The organism is Dietzia cinnamea NBRC 102147 (assembly GCF_001571065.1).
Taxonomy (GTDB): Bacteria; Actinomycetota; Actinomycetes; order Mycobacteriales; family Mycobacteriaceae; genus Dietzia; species Dietzia cinnamea.
Window position 1 is genome coordinate 1 of record NZ_BCSW01000070.1, and the last position, 11,724, is coordinate 11,724.

The 11,724-nt window shown below is 67.1% G+C and carries 13 protein-coding genes and 2 pseudogenes; 6 read left to right on the forward strand and 9 right to left on the reverse strand.

All coding sequences use genetic code 11. The annotated features are described in order from the left end of the window. Nucleotides 1-180, forward strand: a pseudogene (locus DCI01S_RS17745) (hypothetical protein); the annotation flags it as partial. Between the two features lie 78 nt (nt 181-258). Here DCI01S_RS17745 and DCI01S_RS14965 read toward each other — a convergent pair. The 7 genes from DCI01S_RS14965 to DCI01S_RS14995 all read right to left on the reverse strand — a co-directional run bounded on the left by DCI01S_RS14965 (nt 259) and on the right by DCI01S_RS14995 (nt 4,487). Beyond that, nucleotides 259-1,503 carry a methyltransferase gene (locus DCI01S_RS14965; protein ID WP_061229967.1) on the reverse strand — a complete coding sequence of 415 codons (1,245 nt, stop codon included), beginning with the start codon at nt 1,501-1,503 and terminating at the stop codon, nt 259-261. Nucleotides 1,504-1,568: 65 nt separating this feature from the next. After that, the gene (locus tag DCI01S_RS14970) at nt 1,569-2,222 is read right to left on the reverse strand and encodes a hypothetical protein (protein WP_061229968.1); all 654 of its coding nucleotides are present in this window, start codon (nt 2,220-2,222) and stop codon (nt 1,569-1,571) included. 168 nt (nt 2,223-2,390) lie between these two features. After that, nucleotides 2,391-2,828: a nuclear transport factor 2 family protein gene (locus tag DCI01S_RS14975; protein ID WP_244881761.1), complete on the reverse strand. Its 438-nt coding sequence runs from the start codon at nt 2,826-2,828 to the stop codon at nt 2,391-2,393. 132 nt (nt 2,829-2,960) lie between these two features. Further along, on the reverse strand, nt 2,961-3,329 hold the full coding sequence (locus DCI01S_RS14980) for a HepT-like ribonuclease domain-containing protein (protein ID WP_061229969.1): 369 nt from the start codon (nt 3,327-3,329) through the stop codon (nt 2,961-2,963). Beyond that, nucleotides 3,326-3,655 (reverse strand): nucleotidyltransferase family protein, encoded by a 330-nt coding sequence (locus DCI01S_RS14985; RefSeq protein ID WP_007633554.1) that lies wholly within the window; start codon nt 3,653-3,655, stop codon nt 3,326-3,328. Before DCI01S_RS14985 ends, DCI01S_RS14980 begins: the two co-directional genes overlap by 4 nt. 80 nt (nt 3,656-3,735) lie before the next feature. Continuing rightward, nucleotides 3,736-4,158, reverse strand: coding sequence for a DUF302 domain-containing protein (locus tag DCI01S_RS14990; protein WP_061229970.1), 423 nt, complete (start codon nt 4,156-4,158; stop codon nt 3,736-3,738). Nucleotides 4,159-4,229: 71 nt separating this feature from the next. After that, the gene (locus DCI01S_RS14995) at nt 4,230-4,487 is read right to left on the reverse strand and encodes a metal-sensitive transcriptional regulator (RefSeq protein WP_061229971.1); all 258 of its coding nucleotides are present in this window, start codon (nt 4,485-4,487) and stop codon (nt 4,230-4,232) included. Nucleotides 4,488-4,616: 129 nt separating this feature from the next. Here DCI01S_RS14995 and DCI01S_RS15000 point away from each other — a divergent pair, with 129 nt between their 5' ends. The 5 genes from DCI01S_RS15000 (at nt 4,617) to DCI01S_RS17345 (ending at nt 10,088) form a co-directional block, all read left to right on the forward strand. Next, nucleotides 4,617-6,011 (forward strand): MBL fold metallo-hydrolase, encoded by a 1,395-nt coding sequence (locus tag DCI01S_RS15000; RefSeq protein WP_061229974.1) that lies wholly within the window; start codon nt 4,617-4,619, stop codon nt 6,009-6,011. A 101-nt stretch (nt 6,012-6,112) separates the two neighbouring features. Further along, the gene (locus DCI01S_RS15005; RefSeq protein ID WP_244881762.1) at nt 6,113-6,709 is read left to right on the forward strand and encodes a rhodanese-like domain-containing protein; all 597 of its coding nucleotides are present in this window, start codon (nt 6,113-6,115) and stop codon (nt 6,707-6,709) included. Nucleotides 6,710-6,759: 50 nt separating this feature from the next. Beyond that, nucleotides 6,760-7,650, forward strand: a complete 891-nt coding sequence (locus tag DCI01S_RS15010) for a sulfite exporter TauE/SafE family protein (protein ID WP_061229972.1) — start codon at nt 6,760-6,762, stop codon at nt 7,648-7,650. A 348-nt stretch (nt 7,651-7,998) separates the two neighbouring features. Continuing rightward, nucleotides 7,999-9,399 carry an AAA family ATPase gene (locus DCI01S_RS16935; protein WP_082767858.1) on the forward strand — a complete coding sequence of 467 codons (1,401 nt, stop codon included), beginning with the start codon at nt 7,999-8,001 and terminating at the stop codon, nt 9,397-9,399. Then, entirely contained in the window at nt 9,396-10,088 is a 693-nt protein-coding gene (locus tag DCI01S_RS17345; protein ID WP_156482621.1) for an HNH endonuclease, read from the forward strand. Before DCI01S_RS16935 ends, DCI01S_RS17345 begins: the two co-directional genes overlap by 4 nt. A gap of 162 nt (nt 10,089-10,250) precedes the next feature. Here DCI01S_RS17345 and DCI01S_RS15015 read toward each other — a convergent pair. Further along, nucleotides 10,251-11,276: pseudogene (locus DCI01S_RS15015) on the reverse strand (FAD-dependent oxidoreductase); the annotation flags it as partial. Beyond that, the gene (locus DCI01S_RS17985; RefSeq protein ID WP_061229973.1) at nt 11,224-11,454 is read right to left on the reverse strand and encodes a beta/alpha barrel domain-containing protein; all 231 of its coding nucleotides are present in this window, start codon (nt 11,452-11,454) and stop codon (nt 11,224-11,226) included. The pseudogene DCI01S_RS15015 and the gene DCI01S_RS17985, both read right to left, overlap by 53 nt. Nucleotides 11,455-11,724 lie beyond the last annotated feature (270 nt).

An 11,724-nucleotide genomic window follows, 5' to 3' on the forward strand; every position in this document is an offset into this window, starting at 1 on the left:
AGGAGACTGCGTGGAGTTCCAGGAGACCGCTGGTCACTGGAGCTGGAGATCTCCGGCCGGTGGCCTTGGCAGAAATCGCGGGACTCCGAGGCCGCGACCCCCACGAGCGCCACGTCGACACCCACGGCATCCACGACCCCGCACGATGAGGGCGCCGCCTCGACCACGCAGCCCGACTGAGCCAACTGAAAAGGACACCGCGCCGAACCCCGGGCATGCACACCGCGCCCCTGCTTGCGACCGGGTTCCTCATCAGGGCTACCCGCGCGCTGCGGCGCTCGGACTGGAGCCCCGCGCGGCCAGCCGCCACAGGACAGTCCGCTCCTTAGCGCGGGCGGCGTGCAGCGGGTCGGCGGTGTCGGCCGCGCGAGAGTGCCGAGGCGTCGTCTCGTGCGTCCCGACCACCGTCAGGCCCGCGTCGGCGACTCGCGCGAGCAGCTCGTCGCGCGTGCGCAGGCCCAGGTGCTCGGCGAGGTCGGACAGGATGAGCCACCCCTCCCCCTGCGGCGTGAGGTGCTCCGGCAGCTCAGCCAGGAAGCGGTGGAGCATGTCGGAGTCCGGGTCGTAGATCCCCTGCTCCAGGTCCGAGGTCGGCCGACCGGGGATCCAGGGCGGATTGCACACCACGACGTCGGCCCTCGCGGAGCGGTCGCCCACCTCGTCGTCGTCGCCTGGCCACAGGTCACCGCGCACAACGGTGACGCGGTCCTCCAAACCCAGCCGCCGCACGTTGTCCCGCGCGCACTCCACGGCGCGCGGGTTGATATCGGACGCCACCACGGCGCGCGCCCCGCGCCCGGCCAGCACCGCGGCGAGCACCCCGGTGCCGGTGCCGATGTCCCACACGACCGGCTGGTCGACGCCTTCGGGCCACGGCGCGTCGGCGACGAGGTCGATGTACTCGTCGCGGGTGGGGGCGAACACGCCGTAGGCGGGGTGGATGCGCGCGCCCAGCGCCCCGATCTCGATGCCGTTGCGGTGCCACTCGTAGGCGCTGATCGCGCCCAGCACCTCGGGCAGCGAGACCAGCGTCTCCCCGCCGCGCGTCCCGGCCTCGTCGGCGCCGCCGGACGGCGGGCCATAGGCGTGCACGCAGGCGTCGCGCACGTCGGGCGCCCGCCGCAGGCTGATCGAGTAGTCGGGCTCCAGCGGGACGAGGATCCGTCCCAGGATGGTCGCCCGCTCGGCGCGGGCCCTGCGGTTGGCGTGGAAGATCGCGCCGGGATCGGAGCCCTGCGGCGCCCCCGACGCGCGCTTGCCCAGGCGCCGGTCGAGCGCGCGCATGAGCTGGCGGGCGTTGTGGAAGTCGCCCCGCCACAACAGTCCGGTGCCCGAGCGGATGAGCTTGAGGGCCTTGTCCGCGGCGATGTCGTCGTGGATCACCACGATGCGTCGGGGCGCGGGGGCGCCGTTCTCGGAGCGCCAGGCCGCGGTGCGGTCGGTGTCGTTCTCGCGCCACTCGACGGTCGTCGGGGCGAGGTCGGTGGCGCGGTGAGTGGGCACGGGGCCATTGTCTCAGGGGGCGTGCGCCGAAGCCGACCTCACGGCCCTCGAACTCCCTCCCACTCTCAGCTTGTAGCTGGTAGGGGGGCTTGCGGCAAGAGCCGCAGGTACGCGGGCACGGTCCACAGGTCCCCGACGAGGTCGTCCGCGTCGATCATCGGCCACGCCCGGTACAGCGCGCGGCGGAGCCCCGGGTCGGCAACGTCCCGGAGTCCGTGCGCAGCAGCGGGGTGCCGGTGACCTACGGCCGAGTGGAGGATCTGTCGCGAGTTCTCGACGACTGGCTCGCGGCTCACCCCGAGGGCGTCGCGTGCGTGATCCGCGCTGCCGGCTCTCCCGGCGTCGAGCGGGCCTTCTCGGACCGCGTCGCGCTTCCTCGTGAGGCTCGATATGCACTCTCGCATCGCTGCGGCACTCGCCGCTCTCGCCCCGATCATCTTCCTCCTCGCCGCCTGCAGCGCAGACGATCCGGCGCCCACGCCGGCTACCGTCACCACCACCGTGCAGGCGTCGACGACAGCCAGCTCCACCGAATCGACGTCCACCACCGCCAGCTCCAGCGAACCGCCGCCGAGCCCGACGGCAGCAGAGCCGGCCGCCGACACGTGCGGGGCCGTCGGGTACCAGGGGGCGCCCGGCCACGAGAGCCCCCACTGCCTGGGAAAGCAGATCGCGTCGTGCGGCACCGCGAACCACCAGACCGGTACGACGTTCTTCACCGATGGCACATCCGGGTGGACGCAGACGTGTCAGAACCAGATGCTGGCTACCTATGTCCCGCCGCCGCCCGTTCAGACCTTCGATCAGGAGGCGTACAACCAGCAGTTCGCCGAAGAGTACTGGCGGACGCACCCGAGGCCGACGTTCGACCCGGACTCGGCCGATGGTTACGGACCTGACCAAGAGCTCCCGCCGGCGTGCCTACGACTTGAGGGCGTGGACTGCTGACACCGCAGGATCACCCGGTGGGTGGGATGCGTGTCTGCTGGTAGCGCCAACCGCCACCGCCCGTGACGGCGCCTGTACACGGTGGACATCAGTGCGTGGAACTCGTCGCCGTCGCCGCGGGACGCCCGCCCTGTGTAGACCAGCGCGACCGCGTCGTCGTTGAGCTCGACGAGGCGCTCGTCGCTGATCTCGTAGGTCCGCCACGGCAGCGCGTCGTTGAGGGAGGTGACCACCTCCGCACGGTCCAGTACTTGACCGTGGGCCAGGACCATCACCCCGTCGGGAGTCATGAGGCGGCCGTAGAAGTCGGCCCCCGAGCGGTCGCACAACGAGGACCACCCTTGGTGCTCGAGCTCCAGAAGTTCCGCGATGTCCACGCATTCACGATAGGCGCACATGACCGACATTTTCTCTGGAAGCTGGTAGCACTACCGCGCCTTCGATCCTGGCGCCGGCGGCTACCAGCGCACGGCCGGGCTCGTGGTCTGAGGCGGGCTCTGTGGGACGAATCAAGCGTCGAGGCCGGTGCCGGCGCGTCGATCTTGCTCGGGCGCGTGAGGTCTCAAGTCCTCGGCCAGTGGAGGCAGGTGTGTCATCACCACGTCGCGAACCACGTCGGTCTCGACGCCGAAGTACTGGCGAACAAGGATGTTGCGGAACCCGCGAATCTGCGGCCAAGCGATTTCCGGATGCGCGTCCCTAATCGCAGGAGGCAGGTGGTTCGCGGCCTCCCCGATAATCTGCAGATTGCGCTCGATGGCGTCCTCCGCCATGAATACGAGATCTATGTTCTCATGATCGAGGCTGGCAACGTACCTCCGGCAGCGATCAATCGCCTGCAGGATGTCGCCGATGCGCCGATCGGTCTCGCGAGTCATATCGCCACGGAGTCGCGGATCGCAGCGTCGGAGATCGGACGTTTGAGCAGCTGGGCTGGAAAGATGTCGATGTTCTCGCGGCCGAAGAGCGTTCGGACTTCCTCCATCAATCCAGAAGCCCGCATCAGAAGATTGCCGTCGGCCGGGTCCATGTCGACCACGATGTCGATATCGCTTTCGCCATGGGCAGTGCCGCGGGCGACTGAGCCGAACAGTCTCGGCCTGGTCGCCGAGTACTTTGCGAGCAGGGCTCGAAACTCATCACTACGCGCCTCGATCAGCTCGCGCAGTACGCGAGACTCAGGAGTCGGGGCGGTGCTCGTCATGCGCCTAGGGTACCCGCCGCGCCCGGCCGCTGAGGGGTACCAGTAGGCCGCCGACACGGCGAGGGTACGGCGCGCCCGGGCTAGCTGCCGGACGCGGCGTCGCTGATCGCCGACAGCGCAGCACGCAGCCGCGCGTCGGCGTCGTCGGCGACCTCCCGAATCTGAGGACTGCCGCTGAGCTGGACCATGGTCTGTGGGTCGATGGCCTCGATGGTCGTCTGCTCGGCGTCCTTGCCGCGGCGCACCACGACGTTGCACGGCAACAGGGCACCGAGCTCCGGTTCGGCGGACAGTGCTTTGCTGGCCAGGCCGGGGTTGCAGGCTCCGAGAATCGTGTAGGCGCCCACATTGTCCGCCGCCTCGTCACCCAGCTTGGCGGCGAACGTCGCGTTGACATCGATCTCGGTGAGAATGCCGAAGCCCTGCTCCGCCAGGGCCGCGCGCGTGCGCTCCATGGCCTGCTCGTAGGGCATGTCGACAGTGACAGTGCGGGTGTAGGTCATGACCGACTCCTTCGATATCTCTTCGACGGCGTTGTGGTGTCTCTGGCTCGGGAGTGTAGGGCTGCGGCGGATCAGGCCAGGGAGAGGAACAGCTTCTCCAGGTCCTTCTTGTCCAGGGTCTCGTCCGGGTTCGTCAGGCACTGCTCGAGGCCGCTGGCGATGATCGCGAACCCTGCCCGATCCAGAGCCTTGGACACCGCCGAGAGCTGGGTGACGACGTCCTTGCAATCGCGACCGTCCTCGATCATGCGCACGACGGCGGCGAGCTGGCCCTGTGCGCGCTTGAGGCGGTTGAGTGTCGGCGTCAGTTCGACTGTGTCGAGTTGCATCGGGCCCCCTGTAGTCGGCGAGAAGTCACCACAGAATATACCCCCGGGCGTATGTTGCGTATACCCCAGGGGGTATGTATGTTCGGGGCACACCCCGAGACCGGGACCCCGATCGACAAGGAGAGCACCGTGCTTCTCGAGCGCATCTACGACGAGGACCTCGCCCAGGCCGGGTACGTCATCGGCTGCCAGGCGAAGAACGAGGCGATGGTGGTGGACGCCCGCCGCGACATCCGCGAGTACCTGGAGCTGGCCGACCGCCACGGCATGACGATCACCGCCGTCACCGAGACCCACATCCACGCCGACTACCTGTCCGGCACCCGCGAACTGGCGAAGGCGACCGGGGCGACCATCTACGTCTCCGGCGAGGGCGGCGAGGACTGGCAGTACGGCTTCGAGGCCGAGCGGCTGCACCACGGCGACCAGCTCACGCTGGGCAACATCACCGTCGAGGCCGTCCACACCCCGGGCCACACGCCCGAGCACCTGTCGTTCCTCGTCACCGACGGAGCGTTCGCCGACTCCCCCGGCTACATGCTCACCGGCGACTTCGTCTTTGCCGGCGACCTCGGCCGGCCGGACCTGCTCGACGAGGCCGCGGGCGGAGTCGACACCCGCTTCGAGGGCGCCTCACAGATCTTCCGCAGCCTCAAGGAGTCTTTCGTCTCGCTGCCGGACCACGTCCAGGTGTTCCCGGGCCACGGTTCGGGCAGCGCGTGCGGCAAGGCCCTCGGCGCGCTCCCCTCGACCACCGTCGGCTACGAGCGCCGGTTCGCCTGGTGGGCCGACTACGTCGAGCGCGACGACGAGCAGGGCTTCATCGCCGAGATGCTCGAGGGCCAACCTGACGCGCACGCCTACTTCGGCCGCATGAAGCGACAGAACAAGGAGGGCCCGGCGATCCTCGGAGCGCTCGCACCCCTCCGCCGGTTCGGCACCGGAGAGCTGGCCGAGGCGCTCGAGCAGAACGACCTCGTCGTCGTCGACACCCGCGGCCAGGACGAGGTCCACGCCGGCACCGTCCCCGGGGCCCTCAACGTCCCCGGCGTCGACAAGGCCGCCTCGTACGGCGCGTGGGTCTACGACCCCGAGCGCGAGGACACCCCCCTGGTCGTCCTCGCCGAGGACGAGGAGACCGCCGAGCGGTACCGCGACCACATGATCCGGGTGGGCATCGACACCGTCACCGGCTACACGACCAGCTTCGACGGGCTGCCGATGACGACCCCCGAGATGATCGGGCCCGACGACCTCGCCACATTCGACGCGGCGATGGTGCTGGACGTGCGCAACAAGAACGAGCACACCGACGGTCACATCCCGGGCTCCGAGCAACTCAGTGGCGGCCGCGTCCTGTGGAACCTCGAGCAACTGCCGACCGACGGGCCGATCGTCACCTACTGCCAGAGCGGCGTCCGCAACTCGGTGACGGCCAGCGCCCTGCGGCGAGCCGGTTACCGGGTCGTCGAGCTCGAGGGCAGCTACAACGCCTGGTCCGAGCGCAACCTCGCCACCGTCTGACCACACCTACCCAAGCCGGGGCCGGACCGCCCGTCCGGCCCCGGGACCGGCGGCGCACCACCGCCATACCTCCTTCTCACCTCGAAAGGTCTGAACCACCCGTGTCCTCCACTCTCACCAGTACCCCGACCATGACTCCCGCCGACCTCCGCGACGCGATGAGCAGCGACACCCCGCCCACCGTGGTCGACGTGCGCTCCGGCGCCGAGTACGCCTCGGTCCACATCCGCGGCTCCTACAATGTGCCGTTACCGTTGCTCGCCGAGCACGGCGAGGAGTTCGCCTCGCGGCTCCCCGGCCAGGTCGTCCTCATCTGCCAGTCCGGCAACCGCGCCCGCCAGGCATGCGAGCGGCTCGCTGCCGTGGGCGTGGACCGTGACTCTGTGACCGTGCTCGACGGCGGGATCGCCGGCTACGAGGCCGCTGGCGGCGAAGTCGTCCGCGGCAAGGGCGTCTGGGCGATGGACCGGCAGGTCCGCATGGTCGCCGGCTCCCTGGTCCTGGTCGGCGTCACCGCCTCGAAGCTCATCTCGCCGAAGTTCGCCTACCTCGCCGGCGCGATCGGCGCGGGGCTGACCTACTCCGCCGCGAGCAACTCGTGCGCCATGGCCGCCGCGCTGTCGACGATGCCGTGGAACCGTTCCGCCGCCGAGCCCGGGCTCGGCACCGTCCTGGACTCGCTGCAGACCCGTTCCTGACCCGCCGCCCTATCCCCGACCCGGCGCCCCCGCCGAAGAAAGGCACCTCCATGGAGATCACCACGATCGTCGTCGTGGCCCTGGCCGTCCTGGTCGGCCTGTCCCTGGGCCTGCTCGGCGGGGGCGGGTCCATCCTCGTGGTCCCGCTGCTCACCTACATCGGTGGGCTCGACGCCCGCGAGGCCATCGCGACCTCACTGTTCGTCGTGGGCGCCACCTCGCTGGTCAGCCTCGCGGGCCACGCCCGCAAGGGCAACGTCCAATGGCGGACGGGCCTGATCTTCGGCGCGGCCGGGATGGTCGGCGCGTTCCTCGGCGGTCTGGCCGGTGGCTACATCCCCGGCACCCTCCTCATGATCGCCTTCGCGCTCATGATGATCGCCACCGCCGGCGCGATGATCAAGGGACGCAAGGACCGTGACGGGCAGAGCCAGACGCACCACCACCCGCTCTGGCGGATCCTCCTCGACGGACTCGTCGTGGGCGCCGCGACCGGACTGGTCGGTGCGGGCGGCGGCTTCCTCGTGGTGCCGGCCCTCGTCCTCCTGGCGGGTCTGCCCATGACGGCCGCGGTGGGCACGTCCCTGCTCGTCATCGCGATGAAGTCCTTCGCCGGTCTCGGCGGCTACCTCACGTCGGTCAGCCTGGACTGGCCGCTCGTCGCCGCCGTCACCCTCGCCGCCATCGCGGGCTCCTTCGTCGGCATCCGGCTCACCTCCGTGGTGCCGGAGCGGGCGCTCCGCAAGGGCTTCGGGGGCTTTGTCCTGCTCATGGGCGCTTTCGTCCTCTCTCAGGAGCTGCCCTCCCCCGCCGGGCCGATCATCCTCGGCGTGATCGTGGTCCTGGCTGCGGCAGCGGCGGTCTGCCGGCTCGGGCTCAAGGAGCGTTGCGCACTGGGCAGGCCTGCGGATCGCGAGAGGGGCCGCGCTGTTCTGGCGTGACGGTCCTCCGCCGAAGGCCGCCCGGGTCGCCGGGCGAACTTCGGCCATTCAGGGCGAGGTCAGTTGCGGCAGGGTTACGAGCCCATGCAAGGGAGGCCCCCGAACAGCAAGAATTATAGGTCGCTGCGGAGGGCATGGGCACCGCGCTTTCGCTAAGCAAATAAACCAGCACCTTCGCGGATGGGCGGCATGTCCCGCCACTCCATAACAACAGCCCGCCTCAGCACTTGACTGAAACTGCGCAACTCGGGGACCCGCGAGAGCTATCGGACCTACGAGCCTCCAATTCGCCGTCGAGCTCCACATTCATCATGGTTCCCAGGCTCCATTGGAGCTAAGCTCCGATGAATGAGCTACTTGCCTCAGGACGCGCATCACCCTCCAGAACCGCAAGACGTTCCGGGCTTCGCCAGGTTGCGGGTCTTCGATTTTCAGCAGTTCGATAATGTTGATATCGATTTATCTGGTCGCCTTACGGTAATCACCGGCGCCAACGGCGCCGGGAAAACTACAATCCTCAAGATCCTTGGCAACCACTTTAACTGGCATTCAAGTTTTCTCACGAGCCCGACGAAAGCAGCTCGCGAAGCAAACAGAAAGGCACGCCTAGATGCCCTGCTCGGTTTCGACGACGAAATACTAGCCCAGATTCGAGACGAGCTACAGGAACTCGAGCGCCGGCGACGTGACGCCCCTCCCCACTACCCTAAAGACTTGGAAGAACCTCAGTACGTCGGCGAGTTGAGATATCGCGGCGGGCTCAGTTCCCTCATACAACACTACGGCCACCCGGACGCTTTAGAGTTCTCCATTGGCTTAGTTAAGCAGCAGAATGTGGCCGGACTCTACATTGGAAGCCATCGCGCAATCTCGCCGTACCGCCAGGTGGATAGCATTCCTGCAGAATTCAGCCCGCCTGAAACAATTCTAGAGACGTTCATCAATCAACTTCGCGGCGCATTAGGCCACTCCAATTACGGCACAGAGCGCGATGGTGGATCAATCTACGAAATGAAAAAAACACTATTGGCGGCCGCGCTATACGGCGAGGGCAACACTTCGGTGCACCCAGACACCACTGCCGCAGCCGTGTGGGATGGCTTCCAAGATGTACTGAGGCAAATTCTCCCAACTGAGACTCGGTTCAAGCGACTATCTTCGCGACCGCCCGAAATTGTCGTCGAGACAACTCGGGGCGATTACACTATCGATAGTCTCTCCGGCGGACTGCGAGCACTTTTCGAACTGGCATGGCAGATTCACCTGAAATCATTCGGCGCGGAGCATTTTACAGTCTGCATTGATGAACCCGAAAACCATCTACATCCCTCCCTCCAACGGTCGCTAGTTCCGAATTTGATGGCAGCGTTTCCAAATGCGAATTTCGTACTCTCCACCCACAGTCCTTTCGTGGTCACAGCTTCAGAAGAATCTGCCGTGTACGCCTTGCTCTACACAGATGAGAACCGTGTGGTTTCCCAAGAGCTGGACTTTCGCGACCGCGCACTGTCAGCCGAGGCAACTCTCACCGAGGTCCTAGGCGTCGAATCCACCTCGCCCCTATGGGTGGAGCGAAAATATCGGCAGATCGTTAACCGATTTCTTGGACTACCTCTGGGCCCTCAGATGTTGGAGGAGTTACTAGAGGAACTTGAGGAGAGCGGGCTCGGAAACCTCGTCCCCGACGCAATATCAAAGGTGGTAGACCTTGAGCAAGCAAATGACTCGAAGCCAGAATCAGACCTATGATCCGATTAACCAAACTCGAGCAGCCGACGATTTTGGCCTCTAAATCCGACGAGTGGACCGCAGAGTATCGGCTTGCTGTCGAGTCGGGAGCCCGCTCCACCCCTAGGAGGTGGGCTCACCCAGAAATACGATCGCAGCTGCTACGTGAAACTGACGGCCGGTGCGCGTATTGTGAGTCCATTCTTGCGGTCACTGCGGCGGGAGATGTCGAGCACATTCTCCCACGCAAGCATCGACCGGACCTGGTCGTAAGGTGGACAAACCTGACCGTGGCTTGTCCCGTCTGCAATCGGGGTAAGTCAGACTACTACGACCCTGAGTGTCCGCTCATACACCCTTACGAAGACCAGCCCAACGACCACCTCGTGTTCTTTGGGCCGTTCGTTCATTCGAAGAATGGAACGGAGAGGGAACGCTTGACGATCGAGCGAATAGGTCTCCATAGGCTGGCGCTAGTAGATAGCAGGAAACGCCGAATTGAAGAAGTTGAGGGGTTGATCCACGACTTTCGTAGAGCATCGCCCACATTGAAGCGCGTGATCATCAGGCGCATCGTCGAGAATATAACCACCGGTGAATACCGCGCCACTGTGGCTTCATATCTGCGCGCCATTGAGTTCGATCACGCTCGTGAAACAGCCGCACTTGAGAAGCTGACAATCGGCCCCGGAAGGAAAACGTCGAAGTGAATTGGGACACACTCTCCCCCGGTACCCGCAGGTCGTGACCGCGCTGGCCGGGCGTACACGAAGTACCTGCGCCGTTCGGCTCGTTCAGAGGATGAAGGCCGCCCGGCGAACCGGGCGGCCTCCGCAGCAGAACCGGGCGACCTCCGCAGCTGACCAGCCGGATCAGCCGACCGACGCGACCTTGAACGCCGAGTGGATGGCGCCGTGGATGTAGCCCACCTCGCCGGCGTCGCCCACGACCTCGCAGTCGATGCCCGCGGCGCGCAACTCGTCGGCCAACGGCGCGGCAGCCATGGTGCCGTCGGCGTAGATCACCATGTCGGCCGCAGCGGACTTGGCGTTGCGCTTGGCGTCGGTCCACTCCACGCCCGACTCGGTGATGCGGGTGACCGTGACGCGGCGCTGGATGTCCACGCCGTGCTCCTTGGCGTGCCGGACCGCGGTCCACCGGCGCGGCATCGCCAGCGGCAGGCCGAGCTGCTGCGATTCGTGCAGCAGGGTCACGCGACGCCCGCGCTCGGCGAGGAACTCCGCCAGCTCCAGGCCCACCAGGGATCCGCCGATCACCACGACGTTCTTGCCCATCGGCAGCGCGATCTTGGTGAGGTTGCGGATCCACGCGGGCCGCTTGGTGATGGTCGACAGCTTGCCCAGCCGCCCGGCCATCCGCAGGAAGAACCCGGCCTCGTCGGCGGTGGCGGTGCCGAGCATGGTCGCGCGCAGCGAGTCGCCGGTGTGCACGTGCGGCAGGTCGCCGCCCGGGATGGCCGGGGCGGGGCGTTTGGCGCCGGTCGCCACGATCACCCGGTCGGCGCCGAGCGCGCGGATCGTCTCGACGGTGGCCTCGGCGCCCAGCCGCACGTCGATCCCGAGCCGCGTGGTCTCGTGATCGAAGAACCGGATTAGCGGCTCGTTGTCCGGCGTGGTGAGGGTGGAGAACCACATGGTGCCGCCCAGCCGATCGGCCTTGTCCAGCACGGTCACGCGGTGTCCGCGCGCGGTGAGGACCACCGCGGCCTCGAGCCCGGCGGGTCCGGCGCCCACCACCACGACGTGCTCACGCGTAGGCGCGGGAGTCAGCGGCAGGAGCTTCTCGTTACCCAGCGCCGGGTTCACCGCGCAGAAGGGGGTGTCGTCAAAGAAGTTCTCGGCCACGCAGAGGTAGCAATTGGTCGTCGGACAGGCCCGGCTCTTTGAGCGAGGCGGCGCCGACGGGAAACGCGATCGCGCACGCGCCGGTGATGATGAGCCCGGCGCCGCCCTTGGCGCGGGCGACGTAGTGGTCGATCTCCGACTGCTCGATCTCGCCGTCCTCGGAGACGTTCATGTCCATGGCCGGCAGAACGATGCGGTTGGGGGTCTCCATGGGGCCGATCCGGCCCGGCGAGGTGAGACGGGGGAACGAGGTGCGGGTAGTCACGGTAGTGAGAATACGCCCGTGTTGACGCGTGTCAGAACTTTGTGGGGAATCCAGGTGGGAGGAGTTCCCTCGCCGCGCGGGGGGACGTGCTACGGGCGACGACGACGAGGTGGGGCGGGCGCGGGCCGGTGGACGGTGGCTGCGGGGGCGGGCTCTGCCGCTGCGGCGGTTCGGTTGCCTTTCGCGACTCCGGTCACGTTCGGTCCGGCAATCGGG

Bases quoted from the DNA above. Each gene is read 5' to 3' on its own strand.
- DCI01S_RS14990 (WP_061229970.1), bottom strand. From the start codon at position 4,158: ATGACCTACACCCGCACTGTCACTGTCGACATGCCCTACGAGCAGGCC.
- DCI01S_RS14995 (WP_061229971.1), bottom strand. From the start codon at position 4,487: ATGCAACTCGACACAGTCGAACTGACGCCGACACTCAACCGCCTCAAG.
- DCI01S_RS16935 (WP_082767858.1), top strand. From the start codon at position 7,999: ATGAGCTACTTGCCTCAGGACGCGCATCACCCTCCAGAACCGCAAGAC.
- DCI01S_RS15010 (WP_061229972.1), top strand. From the start codon at position 6,760: ATGGAGATCACCACGATCGTCGTCGTGGCCCTGGCCGTCCTGGTCGGC.
- DCI01S_RS17345 (WP_156482621.1), top strand. From the start codon at position 9,396: ATGATCCGATTAACCAAACTCGAGCAGCCGACGATTTTGGCCTCTAAA.
- DCI01S_RS17985 (WP_061229973.1), bottom strand. From the start codon at position 11,454: ATGGAGACCCCCAACCGCATCGTTCTGCCGGCCATGGACATGAACGTC.
- DCI01S_RS14980 (WP_061229969.1), bottom strand. From the start codon at position 3,329: ATGACTCGCGAGACCGATCGGCGCATCGGCGACATCCTGCAGGCGATT.
- DCI01S_RS14985 (WP_007633554.1), bottom strand. From the start codon at position 3,655: ATGACGAGCACCGCCCCGACTCCTGAGTCTCGCGTACTGCGCGAGCTG.